Origin of the sequence: Streptomyces sp. NBC_00582 (genome assembly GCF_036345155.1) — a bacterium.
Classification (GTDB): Bacteria; Actinomycetota; Actinomycetes; order Streptomycetales; family Streptomycetaceae; genus Streptomyces.
In genome coordinates this window covers 1,364,868-1,380,196 of the sequence record NZ_CP107772.1, presented here as the reverse complement: position 1 = coordinate 1,380,196, position 15,329 = coordinate 1,364,868, and the positions used below count along the sequence as shown (strand labels likewise).

Annotated in this window: 13 protein-coding genes; 5 read left to right on the top strand and 8 right to left on the bottom strand. The window is 73.3% G+C overall.

All coding sequences use genetic code 11. From position 1 onward, the window contains the following. Positions 1–3 precede the first annotated feature (3 nt). Positions 4–975, bottom strand: a complete 972-nt coding sequence (locus OG852_RS05660; RefSeq protein ID WP_330347259.1) for an STM4015 family protein — start codon at positions 973–975, stop codon at positions 4–6. Positions 976–1,181: 206 nt separating this feature from the next. On the opposite strand from OG852_RS05660, the gene OG852_RS05655 reads away from it, so the two are divergent. After that, a complete protein-coding gene (locus OG852_RS05655) occupies positions 1,182–2,303 on the top strand; it encodes a M23 family metallopeptidase (protein ID WP_443064505.1) in 1,122 nt (373 codons plus the stop codon). 26 nt (positions 2,304–2,329) lie between these two features. Here the strand turns inward: OG852_RS05655 and OG852_RS05650 are convergent, their stop codons facing one another. The 4 genes from OG852_RS05650 to OG852_RS05635 are packed head-to-tail and all read right to left on the bottom strand — an operon-like array spanning position 2,330 to position 8,600. Further along, positions 2,330–4,381 (bottom strand): trypsin-like serine peptidase, encoded by a 2,052-nt coding sequence (locus tag OG852_RS05650; protein WP_330347258.1) that lies wholly within the window; start codon positions 4,379–4,381, stop codon positions 2,330–2,332. Position 4,382: 1 nt separating this feature from the next. Then, on the bottom strand, positions 4,383–6,236 hold the full coding sequence (locus OG852_RS05645) for a peroxidase family protein (protein ID WP_330347257.1): 1,854 nt from the start codon (positions 6,234–6,236) through the stop codon (positions 4,383–4,385). Positions 6,237–6,261: 25 nt separating this feature from the next. Beyond that, positions 6,262–8,190 (bottom strand): GMC family oxidoreductase, encoded by a 1,929-nt coding sequence (locus OG852_RS05640; RefSeq protein WP_330347256.1) that lies wholly within the window; start codon positions 8,188–8,190, stop codon positions 6,262–6,264. Next, entirely contained in the window at positions 8,187–8,600 is a 414-nt protein-coding gene (locus OG852_RS05635) for a hypothetical protein (protein WP_133916013.1), read from the bottom strand. Before OG852_RS05635 ends, OG852_RS05640 begins: the two co-directional genes overlap by 4 nt. Positions 8,601–8,819: 219 nt before the next feature. Here OG852_RS05635 and OG852_RS05630 point away from each other — a divergent pair, with 219 nt between their 5' ends. Beyond that, a complete protein-coding gene (locus OG852_RS05630) occupies positions 8,820–9,683 on the top strand; it encodes a peptidase (protein ID WP_330347255.1) in 864 nt (287 codons plus the stop codon). A gap of 55 nt (positions 9,684–9,738) precedes the next feature. Here OG852_RS05630 and OG852_RS05625 read toward each other — a convergent pair whose 3' ends face one another. Then, positions 9,739–10,665 (bottom strand): GNAT family N-acetyltransferase, encoded by a 927-nt coding sequence (locus tag OG852_RS05625; RefSeq protein WP_133916015.1) that lies wholly within the window; start codon positions 10,663–10,665, stop codon positions 9,739–9,741. Between the two features lie 176 nt (positions 10,666–10,841). Between OG852_RS05625 and OG852_RS05620 the strand changes: the two genes are divergently transcribed. Further along, positions 10,842–11,564, top strand: a complete 723-nt coding sequence (locus OG852_RS05620) for an FAD binding domain-containing protein (RefSeq protein ID WP_330347254.1) — start codon at positions 10,842–10,844, stop codon at positions 11,562–11,564. Positions 11,565–11,615: 51 nt separating this feature from the next. Here the strand turns inward: OG852_RS05620 and OG852_RS05615 are convergent, their stop codons facing one another. Further along, positions 11,616–12,662, bottom strand: coding sequence for a DUF6745 domain-containing protein (locus OG852_RS05615; RefSeq protein ID WP_330347253.1), 1,047 nt, complete (start codon positions 12,660–12,662; stop codon positions 11,616–11,618). Positions 12,663–12,717: 55 nt separating this feature from the next. Continuing rightward, positions 12,718–13,044: a hypothetical protein gene (locus OG852_RS05610; RefSeq protein WP_330347252.1), complete on the bottom strand. Its 327-nt coding sequence runs from the start codon at positions 13,042–13,044 to the stop codon at positions 12,718–12,720. Positions 13,045–13,238: 194 nt separating this feature from the next. On the opposite strand from OG852_RS05610, the gene OG852_RS05605 reads away from it, so the two are divergent. Beyond that, the gene (locus OG852_RS05605; RefSeq protein ID WP_133916019.1) at positions 13,239–14,192 is read left to right on the top strand and encodes an STM4015 family protein; all 954 of its coding nucleotides are present in this window, start codon (positions 13,239–13,241) and stop codon (positions 14,190–14,192) included. Continuing rightward, positions 14,189–15,313 (top strand): STM4014 family protein, encoded by a 1,125-nt coding sequence (locus OG852_RS05600; protein WP_330347251.1) that lies wholly within the window; start codon positions 14,189–14,191, stop codon positions 15,311–15,313. The genes OG852_RS05605 and OG852_RS05600 overlap by 4 nt, the downstream gene beginning before the upstream one ends. The last annotated feature ends 16 nt before the right edge of the window (positions 15,314–15,329 follow it).

The window sequence follows — 15,329 nt, the reverse complement described above, 5'->3', positions numbered from 1 at the left end:
GGATCACTCACCGGCGGCCACGTACCGCTCCTCGCCCTCCTCCAGCTCCGGCCTGCCGGACAGGTCGACCCTCACCCCGTGCGGCTCCAGCGTCCGCCGCACCCGCTCCGCCATCGCGTCGGACAGATAGTGGTGGTGCAGGTCCAGTTCCTCCAGATGCGTCAACGGCTGCCCGGTCAGCAGCGCCTCGGCCCCGGCGTCCGTGAGGGTGCCGCGGCCCAGGTGCAGGGCGGTCAGCCGGGGCACCACGGGGGCCGAGGCGACGGCGGCGGCCACCTCGTCCTGGACGTCGGCGTTCTGCAGACCCAGCCGGCGCAGCGCGGGCAGTGCGGAGCCGTCCAGGACCGGCGCCAGGTCCTCGACGGTGGCGGTACGGCCGTACCACTCGGCGCCCAGCCAGATGTCCAGGTGCTCCAGGGCGGGCAGTTCCGAGGCGGCGAGCCCGTGCAGCACATGCGCGGGCAGCCCGCCGTTCTCGAACCGCAGGACGCGCAGCCCGTCGTGGCCGATCGGCTTGAACTCCAGCCCCGGACCCTCGCCGAAGCCGTCGGTCGAACCGCGTACCGCCAGCTCCCGCAGCCGGGGATACGCCTGAAGGATCGGGCTGACGTCACCCTGGACGATCCAGGACAGCTCCGACTCCTCGAACATGAGGTCGGCGAGATACAGGGCCTGAAGGCCGGTCAGCCGGTCGGCGGCTCCGGCGAGCAGCTCCGCCGTCTCCCCGGGGTCGCAGCCGTCCAGGTCACCGCCGTAGGCACCCCCGCCGAGGACCAGCGCGCGCACCCCCGCCGGGTCCACGGTGTCCAGGAAGCGCTGCCAGTGCTCGTCGAAGTCCTCCTCGTCGCTCCGCAGACCGCTCACCAGCTTCCAGGCGACCGTCCCGGCCTCCGGCAACGGCCGTTCCCCGGCGCCGGGCTGAGGGAAGACGTGCACGGGCAGGCCGTGCAGTCGGGAGACGTGGTCGAGGGACACGACGGGATCCTTCCGAGCGCGGGCGACGGCCGGCACCCGAGGACCCGCCCTGTGGCGGCTCTTTCTACCAGTGCCCCCGGCGGCACACCGCCGACCGGTTCTGCCCCTGTGGGCACCGGTTCTGCCCTCGCGTCCGCTGACACCGGCCCGGTCCCGGGCTACCGTCCGCCCGTGAACACCTGCACCCTCCCCGCGGAGCCCTCCGCGTGAGCGAAGAGCCCGCCGTCGACACCCCCGTGCGGGACACCGGGCCCGGAGCACCGACGCAGACCCCGCCACCCCCCTCACCCCGCCGGCGCGGCCCCGGCCCCGTCGTCTTCCTGGTCCTCCCCGGACTGCTCACCCTCTCCGCCGTGGCCGGAGCCCTGGCGCTGACCGGCGGACTCCCCGACGACTGGACCCCGGGGGGCGGCACCCGGCAGGACGCGGTGGCCGGCGTCAACGACACCTACGGCCCCTGGCTGCGCAAGGCCGCCGGCGCCTGCACGGTCGTCACACCGTCCGTCCTCGCCGCCCAGATCGACCAGCTCACCGGCTGGGACAACGCCACCGCCGGTGCCTCCGGCGGCCGGGGCGTCGCCGCCTTCACCGACGCCCAGTGGCGGACCTGGGGCAAGGACGACGACGGCAACGGCACGTCCTCGCCCGGCGATCCGGCCGACGCGATCATGGCACTCGGCCGTCAGGACTGCTCCCTCGCCCGAAAGGTCACCGACCTCAGAACCGACGGAACCGTCAACGGGGACCTGGTCGACCTCACCCTCGCCGCGTACGCCGTCGGCACGGACGCGGTGGAGAAGGCGGGAGCCGTCCCCGTCGCCGCGAAGACCTACCTCACCGAGGTCAAGGCCCTGGTCGCGCGGTACGCGGAGTTCGACAACGAGGACCCGAGCGGCGGCGGCGCGGGCGCCCCGGCGGACGCCGTCCTCGCCCCTCCGGTCACCACCCTCACCATCACCTCCCCCTACGGCTCCCGCAAGCACCCTCTCACCGGCGTCACCAAGCTCCACACCGGCGTGGACTTCGGCGCGCCCCAGGGCGCCCAGGTCTCCGCGGCCCGCGCGGGCACGGTCGTCTTCGCGGCCATGACCAAGGCCTACGGCAACCGGGTCGTCGTCGACCACGGCACCATCGAGGGCAAGCGGCTGCAGACGACGTACAGCCATCTCTCCCGTATCGACGTCACCGCCGGCCAGAGCGTGCAGACCGGCACCCCCGTCGGACGGGTCGGCTCCACCGGCCTGTCCACCGGCCCGCATCTGCACTTCGAGGTGATCTACGACGGCTACTACACCGACCCGCAGCCCTGGCTCGCGCCCTCCGGCTGACGGGACGTCGGCCGGAGCCGGCTCACTCAGGGCCTGAGCCGGCCGCCGATCGACCGGGCGACGTCCGGGTGGCCGAGGTACTCCCCGATGTCGTGGGCCTCGCCGCGGGCGTTGAGGACGGCGAGGTCGACGAGGCCGTCCGCCCAGTCGTCGCCCAGGGGGCAGCCGATGGCCACCGCGTCCGTCGGGCACCAGACGTTGAGCCAGTCCGCCACCTTGTCCGGACGCTTCGGCCCGCCGACCAGCAGCCTGTTGTACACGCTGTCCAGTCCGAGGGGGCTGCCCGCCGTGGTGAGGTGGACGAGGTTCACGCCCGGGGACAGCCGGGTGATGAGATCGAGGGCCACGACCGTGCCGAGGCTGTGACTGACGAGGACCACGTCTCCCGAGTCCGGCATCGTCCGCAGCACGCAGTTCAGGACCTCGTCCCGGACGTGCCGGTCGGCGTCGAGATACGCGGCCACGTCACGGAAGACGAGGGCGATGGCCCAGGCGTCGAGGTCGCTCCTGGCGGCCAGCCAGCTCAGCCGCCGGTGCAGCGCCCCGACGGCGTCCCCGAGACCGATGCGCTCGGTGGCCGGCTGCTGCTCCCGCGGCATGTCCCACTTGGCGGCCGCCTCGCCGAGCAGCTCCTCGTACACCGCGCGGGCGGAGGGCGAGGAGGGGGCGACCACCTCGGCCGCCGTGGCACCGGCCGCCTCGACCGTGCGGGGTACGGCCTCGTGCGTCTTGAGGGACTCGATGAGAGTGTCGCCGTAGTAGGGGTACCAGATGTCCTCCGGGTCGACGGGCGCGAGCCCGGCCCGCGCGAGCCCCCGGTTGAGACCGGCGGTCCAGTCCCGGCGGAGGTCCACGGGTTGCTGCTTCTCCTGGGAACGGCCGTGCAGGAAGACCAGATGCCGGTTGCCGCCGAAGGCCCCCGCCCGGGCGCGCAGGCCGATGAACACCGGCGCCCGCTCGGCGAGGCCAGGCGGCGGCGTGACCGAGGGGGTCTCCGCGGGAGCGGTGGGAGCAGAGGGAGCGGTGGGGGCCGCGGCCTGCGCCTGGACCAGACCCGACTCGGGGCCCATCTCCTCCAGCGGTGACGGCCGCGCCGTACGCGGCAGCGCGGCGAGATGCCGGAGGACGGAACTGATGCGGACGCCTTCGTTGGCCACCCAGTCGATGGCGTCGTCGCCGTCCCCCGGCCGCCACACCTGACCGTCGGTGCGCAGCACACGGCCCTGCTCGTCCGTTCTGGGCACGCCGCTGTGGTGCAGCGCGACGACCTCCCACTGGTCGTTGAAGACCGGCGAACCCGAGTTTCCGGGCTCGGTGTCCGTCTTGTAGTGGAGGAAGTCGTCCAGGCGCACCTGGAGCATGTTGTCGCGTACGGCGATCTCCTTCAGCCGCCCCATCGGGTGGCCCACCACATTGACGGGTTCGCCGATCACCAGCTTCCCCGGCTGGGCGCTCAGCCGGTTCCAGCCGAACGTCTCCCCGGGCGGCCGTCCGTCCGGGCCCGGCACGAGCAGCACCAGGGCGTAGTCGAGGCGTTCGTCCGCCGTGAAGAACCCGTCGGGGTCGAGGGCCAGCCGGATCGGCGCCTGCGGCGCGTTGTCGATGCTGACCTGGGCGTCGAACTCCACGAAGCACTGCCGGGCGGTGTCCGCGTCGGGCAGGACGTGATGGTTGGTCATCAGCAGCCGCGGCGACACCAGGAACCCGGTGCCGAGCGGAAGCTCGCGCCCGTTCTCCCGCACCGAGATCCGGGCCACGGTCCGCGCCGCCCGGGCGCCGCGCGGCAGGAAGCTCCAGGCCTGCAGTTCCGTGGACACCCCGAGGATGCGTTCGTACGCCGCGCCCGGCGCAAGCGGTTCGGCGCGGACGGCCTCCACCGCCAGCGCGGGGGACACCGCGTGCCGGTCGAGCAGCCGGGCCGCGCGGGCCGCCAGCGCCTGTTCCGAGTCGGGGAAGGTCACGCCGGCGTCCTGCTGCCGCTCGACGGCCCGTCGCTCCTGCGTGGTCTCGTCGTACCGCGCGGCGGCCGCCTCGGTCTGGTGCCGGCGCTCCTCGCGGGTCCGCTCCGCCGTATCCATGTCAGTCCACCGTCCTTCCAGCGGTGTGCCACGGCTCGAAGGCGTTCTCCAGCCCCGCCACAGCCGTGCGCAGCCCGGGGTGGTGGCGCAGCAGCACCGTGATCATGCTGTTGTCGTCGATCCAGGCCATCCCGGCCCGGGAGTACACCTCGGGCGTGTAGTACTCGGTGAAGAAGCGGTCGCTGTTCAGCCGGCGCGAGGCCATCAGGACGAAGATGCGGAACGCCGTGTCGCTGAAGGCGAAACCGGCCGGCAGCTTCTCCGCGTACAGCCCGACCATGAGGTCGACCTTCTCGATGTCGCCGTCGTAGACCCGCTCGATCTGCCGCGCCCACTCCGCGTCGTGCGTCAGTTCCGCGAAGGAGCCGGCGGGCTTCAGGCGCAGCAGCCGCCGGAACTCGTTGTAGCGGGGCACGCCCAGCTCGCGGGAGCGCAGGATGTCGGTGGCCGCGAGGTCCTGCAGATGACCGTCCGGGCGTTCGAACTCCTGGAGGAACCTGGGGAAGTTGTGCAGGGTGACCAGCCCGGGGTGCAGGGTGCCGAAGCTGTAGAGGAGGTCCGCCATCCCGGTGGTCTCCAGGACCTTCAGGGCCCCGGGCCCGGAGAGGTCGCGCAGGGTGCAGTGGCGCAGCGACCCGTCGTCGGCGGCGGAGCGCAGATGCCACTCGTCCCGGATCAGCGGATGCATGCGGTACACCGCGACGAACTCCTCGGTGAGGGAGTACGGGACGCCGTAGTGGTCGGTCTCACCGCCCGGGATGCCGCTGATCACCTCGCTGTCGCTGATCCGGCCGAACAGCCGGTGCGCACGCTCGCCCGCGATGCCCCACCAGTTGGCCCGCAGGGCCGTCACGGTCGTGGGGTGGCTGATCACGGCCGGGGTCCACTCCACCGTGTGGATCTTGGCCAGCAGCGCGGCGTTGACCAGCCTGGCCCGCTGGAACAGCTCCTCGTCGCCCCACGACGGGTACGCGCCGTGGAGGTGGTCGCAGATCGCGTTGTGCTCCCGGGTGAACAGGTCGTGCATCATGGCCAGTCCCAGCCAGAAGCCGGGCACGCGCGACGGGTCGCGGGAGGGGTCAGAGGGGATCGGGGACTGCTCGTCGTCCCACAGATGCAGCCTGCCCGACTCCCCGGTGCGCATCAGCCGCTGCTCCGCCTCGTTGGTGCCGTAGATCTGCGAGGCGTCCCACCAGTGCGAGGAGACGTTCACCCGGGTGTCGGGCGTCCTGGCGGGCGCCGACGGGTCGCGCGTCGGGTCGTCGGGGGTCCGCATGATCCGCATGGGCTGTTCCGGCCAGGGGTCGTCGTCCCTCAGGGGCACTTCCCAGGGCCGGTCCTCGGGGCTCGTCCCGTGGCTGAACCAGTCGCGGACCATGAACTGCAGCCAGGCGGCGACCAGCGAGTTCACCGACTCGGCCGGCGTCAGCGCCTCCCGGGTGAGCAGGGCGCGGCTGACCTCGCGCGGACTCGGTTCGGCGAGGACGTCCTCGGGGGCGGCCGGGGCGATGCGGTCCAGCGGGATGTTCCGGCCGAAGCGGCTGCCCGCCATGCCCATCCTCGGCTCGCCGAGGTCGTTGTGGCTGCCGTCCGCGGTCCGGTTGACCCGGTGCAGCTCGGAGGGCGGCGCGGGCTCGGGCTGGTTCACGGAGGGGACGGCGCCGGTGTCGTGAAGGTTCTTCTGCCGGAGCCGGACACGCAGTCCGAGGAGGGTCAGCAGACCGGCGGGCACGGGCAGCCGGTCCCAGCCGATGCGCCGGTCGACGTACTGCGCGCCGGCGGTGACGATCCGCCAGGGCAGGGAGGTGCGGTATCCGGCCGTGGACCGTGGTGCGGGGTGTCGGTGCTTGCTCATCGCGGTGCTCCTTGAGCGGGGAGGATCACGCCGTTCCCCGGTCGGCGAGGATCACGTCGCTCGCCTTCTCGCTGATCATGTAGACGGGTACGGCGACGAAGAATCCGGGGATACGGGGGAACACCGAGGCGTCGACCACCCGCAGCCGGTCCACCCCCCGCACCCGGAAGTCGCTGTCGACGACGGCCGAGGGATCGTCCGCCCGCCCCATCCGGCAGGTGCAGGAGGCGTGGTGGCCCCACGCCTCGTCCCGTACGAAGCGGCGGACGTCCTCGTGGCCGTCGACCTCCTTGCCGGGCCACAGTTCCTCGCGGATCACCGGACCGGCCCTGCGGTTCATGCCGCGCACGAACTCCACGGCGTCGGCCATCGCCTCGAGATCCAGGTCGTCCTTGTCGGTGCCCTCGGCGAAGTAGTGGAAGTTCACCAGCGGGGTGTCCCTGGGGTCGGCGGAGCGCAGCCGCACCCGGCCGCCGGTGTTGTGGGTACGGCTCTTGAGGACGGCCCAGGTGAAACGGTCCCGGTGGCGGGTCAGGTCGAGGGAGTACCCGGGCCGGTAGCCACGGAAGTCGAAGGGCCCGCCGAACACGAACAGATCGGGAACGTCCAGCTCGGGGAGGGACGTGCGGGTGATGCCGACGACGGCGCCATTGGTCGTGTACAGTCCCTCGCCCCGTTGCCAGGCCCGGTAGCAGCGGTCCGGGGCGGTCCCGGGCCGCGGCGCGTGGAAGTCGCAGTCCGCGACCACGGGGAACTCCCGGTCCATCCGGCTGACCACGCCCACCTCGTACCGGTCCTGCAGATGCGCGCCCACACCCCGCAGATCGACCCGCACCGGGATGCCGTGCCGGCTCAGCTCCGCGCGCGGCCCGATGCCCGACAGCATGAGCAGCTGCGGGGAGTTGAACGCCCCGGCCGCCAGGATCACCTCGCGGGAGGCGAGGACCCTGCGCGGGACGGGGGGTCCGGCGGCCGGCCGGCTCGCCGGGTCCGCCCGGTAGACGTGCGCCTCGTCCAGATAGTCGACGCCCGTCGCCGCCCCGCTCCGGTCCAGCACCACCCGGGCCGCCAGCGCGTGCGTACGGACCACCAGACGGCCCGGACAAGCGCGCTCCACCGCCCGGACCCGCTCCCGTACGGCGCTGCGCCGCCCGTTTGCCGTGGAGAGGGGGATCTGCCACAGCCCTTGCAGGGCCCGTGTCTGCGCCTGCCAGTCGTTGGGGTCGACGAAGGAACCGAGCCCCTCCAGCGGGGACAGCGGCCGGTCGAGGAAGTCGGCCAGCGCGCTCTCCGCGGCGGAGAGGATCACCTTGAGCAACTGCGGGTCCTGGACGACCAGTTCGGGGTCGGCCAGGGCGGTCGGCAGCCAGCCGTCGAAACCGTGCCGCGCGGTGTTGCGGTACCGGCCGGCGAGGAACGGCAGCGCCTTCAGCAGCCGCGCCAGCAGCGGGACGGCGGGCGGCTCCTTGGGCCGGGGCCGGTAGGTGCAGCGCTCCAGCCGCTCGAAGTACCCGCGCATGGCCGTGCTGTGCCAGCTCGGGTCGCCGGTCTCCTCGGCGATCGCGTCCCAGTCGCGGTTGTACGGATAGACCGTGATCAGCGCGTGGTGCGCGGTGCAGCCGCCGACGGTGCCCGCGCGCGGGTAGAGGACGCCCCGGTCCGCGACGAACTTGCTGTCGCGCCGCTGCTGCCGCTCGTCCTCGTAGTGCCGTACGAAGTAGTTCCAGCACTGGAGCGGGTCCTCGGAGGCGTCGGCGTGGAAGGCGGGGACCAGATAGGTGTCGTTCTCCGGGGCGCCGCCCGCGTCGAGCAGCAGGGTGCGCCGGCCCGCGGCGGCGAGGTTGGCCGCGAGCGGCCCGCCTCCGGCACCGGCGCCGACGACGACGTAGTCGAAGCCCGTCTCGGCCTGCGGAACGGCGTCCGGACCGGGCAGCCCCTTGGTCGTGTCGGTCATGTCCGCCTGCCCTTGGACGGGTTGGTCGGCGGGAGGCCGGCCGTCACGGCCAGGGCGGTGTTGGTGGCCGAGATGAGCGTGGTCAGGATCGCGGTGCGCGGCGGGAGCCGGCCGCTGAGACCGAGCAGGGCCGCCGTCGTGGTGTCGGCCGCGTGGATCAGGACGGCGTCGTGCAGGTCCTCCCGGAGCCGCTCGCCGCGATGGGTCAGCAGGTCCAGGCCGAGCAGGACGGTACGGATGCCGAAGAGCCGGAAGGCGTAGACGGCCGCCGGGCTCTGCGGCGCGCGGTCGGGGTCCAGACGCCGGATGAGCAGCTCGGGCGCCAGCAGTCCGGTGGCTCCGTTGAACACGCGGATCGCCGCGAGCGCGTAGCGCGGGGCGGCGCGGGGGAGGGCATGCTTCACGGCCATGATCTCTCCTGAAGCTGCGGTGAAACCCCCCTGGAAAAACCCGCCGTACCAGTCTAGGAAATCCGCTGCTCACCTGCACCTCGGAGCAGGTACGCATTCAATTGAATTCGACACTTCCGTCCACCCGTTGAATTCTCCCGAGCGGGCACCGGTCATCCGTTCGGCCTAGGGTGGAAAGGGGGGTGATTCATGTCGGGGTCGACGGACGGGAGAGAAGAAATGGGCAAGGTCGCCACCAACAATTTCCAGACTTATCGCGCGGTCGCCAGTTTCGAGCGGGCCAGGGAAGTCGCCCGTACGACGTCGCCGTTCACCATCGAGGTGCGCTTCCTCGGCGGACTGACCAGTCATCAGCAGGACGCCTTCGCGGCGGCGGCCGACCGGTGGGCGCGGGTCGTCGTCGGTGACCTGGACACCGCCGTCGTGGGCGAGGACGTCATCGACGACCTGCTGATCGAGGCCGAAGGTGTGACCATCGACGGCCCCGGCCGCATTCTGGGCATGGCGGGACCCACCGATTTCCGCGACGGATCCGCGCAGTTCGGGGCGAATCTGCCGGCGAAGGGCGTGATGCGTTTCGACGCCGCGGATCTCGCCCAGATGGAAGCGGAGGGCACCCTCGTCGACGTGATCACCCATGAAATGGGACACGTCCTCGGCATCGGCGTCCTCTGGACGCAGTTCGGCCTGCTCAAGGGAGCCGGCACGAAGAACCCCACCTTCGTGGGGCTGGGCGCCATGTCCGAGTTCGCCTCGCTCCTCGGCGAAGTGGAACCCGTCCCGGTACCGGTCGCGAATTTCGGCGGCCCGGGCACCCAGGACAGCCACTGGCGGGAGGCCGTCTTCGTCAACGAACTCATGTCGCCGTTCATCTCCGGCGCGGGCAACCCGCTGAGCCGGATGACCGCCGCGAGCCTCGGCGACCTGGGCTACACCGTCGACCTCGAGGGCGCCGAACGCTACAGCCTTCCGGATCTGCTCCAGATCGCCCGCGAAGGCGCCCTCGTCCCGCACACCGCGCCGATCGGCGACGGCATGATGCTGCCGGTCGTCCCCACCCGACTGCCCGCCGCGACCCCCTAGGTGTGCTGACCGGACAGGTTTGGTGACGCGGCGACCTGGGCCGTCACCGCGCCCTTCAGCACAGGACGCCCTCCCAGGTGTCCACCGCGTAGTGCACCGTCATCCCGTGGCGGGCGTACAGCCGGGGCGCGCCCGTCGCGTTGGCGGTGTCCACGCCGAGCCCCACGGTGTCCCGCCCCCGGGCGGCGAAGGCCGCGAAGGCGTGGCGCAGCATCAGCCCGGCGAGACCGCGCCCGCGCGCCTCGCGCAGGACACCGAGGCTGCGGATCCAGCCCATCGCCTCACGGTCGTCGCGGGCCAGCAGGAACCCGGCGTCCCCGAGTTCGTCCGTGCCGACGATCCACACCAGCGACCAGTCGAGTCCCGCGCCGTCCACGTCGTGCAGCCACTGCTCGTAGCCGCGCGGCTGGAAGTCGAAGTGCTCGGCGAACGTGGCCTGGTACAGCTCGTGGACCCGTCCGCGGTCCTCCTCCGTGGCGCAGGCCCGCAGCCGCACCCCGGCGGGCACCGCCGGCGCCGTGTCCTCGGCACGGTCCAGGGCCCGCCGCAGCACGTGATAGCGCCGTACGACGGACCACCCGCGTTGCCTGAGCAGGGAAGTGTCCAGCGTGGGGGCGGTATTGAGGTGCAGGTGCACCACGGCCCGCCCGGCGCCGTTGTCCCGCGCCCGCCGCAGCGCCCGTGCCTCCATCGCCTCCAGCACGAGCCGCCCCGCGTCCTGCCGGTCGGGCAGGACGTAGTGGTCGACGTCGATCCGCTCACCGCCCGAGTCGTCCCACAGCAGCCCGTAGGCCACCAGCCGGTCGCCGTCGAAGGCGAGCCAGCTGTCCTGCTCCAGATCGGTCTCGGGATGCCTCAGATCCGCCTCGACGGTGTGCAGATCCGTCTCGGGCCGCCCGATCTCGATCAGGTCGACGGCGTTGAGCAGCGCGGTCACGGCGGGCGCGTCGGCGAGGGCGGCGGGGCGCAGGACATAGGACATGGGGCAAGGGTCGGCAGCGGCACGACCGGCCGCAACGCATTTTCCCCCGGCGCCGGGTGCCGCCATGAGCCCTGTATGCGCCCCCGCGCGCCTGGGCAGAATCCGTTCTGCCATTGATCACGCGGGGGAGTGACACGTGCCTCCCCCCGCACTACCGGGAAGGCAGGTCGGTTGTCGTGCAGTTGCGTCTTCCCGCCTCCATATCCGAAGCACAGCGCTGTCTCGCCGAGGGGGCGGTACCGATAGGCGGGGCCACCCTGGTGTGGGCCGCCTGGCAACGGGACGGCTTCCCGGAACAGGCGCTGTCCCTGCGCAACGTGCCCGAGGCGAACGTCGTCGGCGCCGAGGAACTCGGCGGGGCCGTGCTGCTGCACCGCGTCGACGCCACCGTGCCCGAGGTGCTGCACCGGGCGGCCTCCGGCATCGGCACGGGCGCGGTGCGCCGGACCGCCACCGTCGGCGGCAACATCGTCGGCAGCACCCTGCGCTGTCTGCTCCCCGCGGCCCTCGCCCTCGACGCCCGCGCCACGGTCCTGGAACCCGACGGCGTCCGCGACACCGACCTCACCGAGCTGGTGGCCAAGCGTCCGCTGCTGCTCGGCCTGCGCTGGCGCACCCCGCTGGTCAGCGGCTACCGCAAGGTGGAGGGCGAGGCGGGCGGCCCGCCGCCGCTCGTCGTGGCCGCCGCGGTGCACACCGACGGCGACGGTCCCCGACTGCTCCGTGTGGCCGTACGGGACGGCTACGAGGTGTTCGGCGAGAGCGCCCCCGTCGGCACCGACGCCGACCAGGTGCTGCACGCTCTGGAGCAGACGGACCTGGCAGCCCTGCCCGCTCCGGCCCGGGAACAGCTCCGGGAACAGGTCACGGACGTCCTCGCGCGCTCCGCCGAGGCCTGAGGCAGCCCTTGGGCCCGGCCCTCCTGCCCCCCGACGCGGGGGGCGGGCGCCTCACGTCTCCTGCAGCGGCCGGTACACCTCCGCGTCGAGGCCGAACGTCCAGGCGACCCCCTCCCGTGCCGTCCGGGTCGACGGCGGCACCCGCAGCCAGTAGGTGCGCCGGGTGCCGTCCGGCTCCGGGGTGGAGTTGACGACCTCCACCATCACCACGGGCTCGTCGTCCGGGAGGTCGATGCGCCACAGGACGCCCGTCCCGTCCCGGTGGAGCGGGCGGGCACCGGAGTCCGTCAGATACCGGTCGTAGCCGTAGTACTCCAGCATCACCCGGCGCAGTTCGGCGTTCTCCTCGGCGCGGATCCGCTCCGGGGTGAGCGCCGGCAGCTCCGCCAGGAAACCGGCCGGTACCGGCATGCCCCGCCAGGCGTACAGGGCGAAGCCGTCGGGGTAGGCGAGCGCCGGGCCGTCGCCGTGGTCGAGCCGGCCCGCCTCGTCGCGGTGCAGGGCCACGGGCCGCTCGGAGACCACCGCCACCCGCGCGAACGGCCACCACCAGCCCGCGTTGCGGGACACCGCGGTCAGCCCGTCGAGCGGGCCGCCGTCGGTGGCGAGCGCGGCGAGCCACGGAGCGTCGTGCTGCCCCAGCACCGCGTCCAGCAGGATCAGCCGTATCTCCGCGGCCCGGCCGCCCGTGTCCCCACCGGCCAGGTCCTCCAGGATCCCGGTGCGGATCCGGCCCACCAGCGCCTGCGTGGCGTCCCACAGCCGGCCGCCCGTCGCCGCCCAGTGCGCCGGCCAACCCGCCGTGCCCAACTCCGCGTGCAACAGCTGCCGCTCCTGTGCCCAGGGGGCGCTGCGCACCGCCTCGCGCACGCTCGGACCCGTGTCCGTCATCGCCCGGATCAGCGTCACCGCCTCGCGCGGCGAGCCCGCCCACACCACCCGTTCCGGCTCGGCGAGACCGGCCTGCCGGTAGGCCCGGCGCACACCGGCCTCGGCCGCCGCCCGGTCGGCGGGACCGGTCGCCGTGGCCCACGCCCGCCAGGCCCGCACCGTCTCGTCGGAGGCCACACCCGTCACCTGAACACCCGTCGTCGTCATCCGTCTTTCCCCCACGCCTGTCTTCCCGGACGTCTGTCTTTCCCGGACGCCCTCTTCAGTCCGCGACGATCCGCACGGACCCCGGCACGTACTCCCGCTGCCGGATCACCCGGTACCAGCCCTTCGGCAGGGCGATCACCGCGTGCTCCTCGTGCACCACCCGCCCGCCCTGCGGCAGATGGAGCAGCAGCGGACCGAACGGCCCCGGCTCGCGCACCAGATCCCCCGGCCCCACCACGGCATGCGCGTGCCCGGTGACCTCGCCCAGCGCCAGCACCAGCCGCCCCCGCCCGTCCCGCGCCTCCCGCGGCGCCTGCGCGACATGCGGCGGCACCGCCTCCGCGGCCACGGGCACGATCAGCACGTCTCCCTGCCGGTACATGACTCTCCCCTCACCGCCGGGTGCACCGCGCACCGGCCTCCTGACCACGACCGTACGGACCACCACTGACAACGCCCCGAATCCGGCCCCGCCGAGGGGCGTTGTCAGTGCCTGTTGGTACAACTGCGGGCATCAGGGATCGCACAGGTCTTCCGCCCATCGGCAGATCCACACCTCCGCACGGGAGCAGCCGTATGTCCTACGCCACCCACCTCGTCTCGCTGCACGGGCTGCCCGCCTACACCTTCCCCGGACCCGACGGGCGCACGGACGACCTGCCCGACCCGGACGGCTTCGCCTGGCGGATCACCAGCGACGTCTACGACGCCGACGAGGACTGGACCGACGCCTTCGCCCGCTTCTGCGCCGCCGTCGACACCACCCGGGTCCGGGCCCTGATCGTCGGCGCCTGGCAGGAGGCGTACGAGACCGAGCCGACCGCCGTCATCGAGGCCCTGGTGGAGGCCCGCGACCGCTTCCCCGCCCTGCGCGCCCTGTTCGTGGGCGACATGGAGTCGGAGGAGTGCGAGATCTCCTGGATCAACCAGACCGACGTCACCCCGCTGCTGGCGGCCTACCCCGCGCTGGAGGAGTTCGGGGTGCGCGGCGGCTCCGGGCTGGAGTTCCCCGCGGTGAGCCACGGCGCGCTGCGCAGACTCGTCCTCGAGGCGGGCGGCCTGCGCGCCGAGGTGGTGCGCGGGGTCGGCGGCAGCGACCTGCCCGCCCTGGAGCACCTCGACCTGTGGCTCGGCACCCCCGACTACGGCGGCGACAGCGAGGCCGCCGACCTGGCGCCGATCCTGTCCGGCGCCCGCCTGCCGAGGCTGCGTCACCTGGCCCTGCGCAACAGCGAGATGCAGGACACGGTCGCCGCGGCCGTCGCCTCCGCGCCGGTCGTCGCCCGCCTGGAGGTGCTGGACCTCTCGATGGGCGTCCTGACCGACGAGGGCGCCGCCGCGCTGCTCGGCGGCCAGCCGCTCACCCACCTCAAGAAGCTCGACCTGCACCACCACTACCTCACCGAGCCGCTCCAGGACCGGCTGCGGCAGACCCTGGCGGGCGTCGAACTGGACCTCGACCGCGACGGTGCCGAGGAGGACGCGGAGGACGACGGCACGGTCTGGCGCTACGTCGCCGTGGGCGAGTGAGCACACCCCTCCCGTCGGCGCCGCGTTTCGCGGTGGTCGGCAACCCCGAGAACCGCCGCGTCGCCCTCTTCGGCGACGCGGTGCGCGCGGCCGGCCTGCCCACCCCGCGGATCGTCCCCTGGGCGGACGTCCTGCGCGACGGCGGAGCCGACTTCACCGCCGACGAGACCGTCCGCGTCGACTCACCCGGGGAGAACGCCGAGGTCGACCGGCTGCTGCGGGGCGCCGACGACCCCACCCGCGTCGAGGGCTCGGCCCGCTGGTACGCCCGCTTCACCGCCGCGGTGCGCGGTCTGCGCGGCGGCCGCCGCCTCGACGACCCGGACGAGCTCGCCGTCCTGTTCGACAAACGCCGCTGCCACGCCGTCCTCGACGCCGCCGGCGTCCCCGTACCCGCCTCGCCCACCTCGGGTGCGGGCGCGGCTCCGGTGCGCGGCTGGGACGACGTACGGGCGCTGATGCGCGGGCACCGCATGCACCGGCTGTTCGTGAAACCCGCCCACGGGTCCTCCGCGTCGGGCGTCCTCGCCGTGGAGGCGGGCGGCGCCGGCCGGATCAGGGCCACCACCTCGGTGGAGCTGGCCCCGGACGGCCGCCTCCACAACTCCCTCAGGGTGCGGCGCTACGAGGACGAGCGTGACATCGCGGCCGTCGTCGACGCCCTCGCCCCGGACGGCCTGCACCTCGAACGCTGGCTGCCCAAGGCCTCCCAGGAGGGCCGCGCCGCCGATCTGCGGGTCGTCGTCGTGGCCGGCCGGGCCACCCACGCCGTGGTCCGCACCAGCCGCTCCCCCCTGACCAACCTCCACCTCGGCGGCAGCCGCGGCGACCTGGAGGCCGTCCGCCGGTCCTTCGAGGCGGCGGGCACCCGCTGGGCCGACGTCCTCGGGGTGTGCGAACGGGCCGCGGCCTGCTTCCCGCGCACCCTCTGCGTCGGCGTCGACCTGCTCCCCGCCGTCGGCTGGCGCCGGGCCGCAGTCGGCGAGGTCAACGCCTTCGGCGACCTGCTGCCCCGGCTGACCGGCCTGCCCGGCAGCGGCGCCGAGGGCCTGGACACCTACGGCGCCCAGGTGGCCGCCGTACTGCACGACCGGCACGACGGAGGAACCCCCCATGCCTGAGACCGCCCCGCCCGCC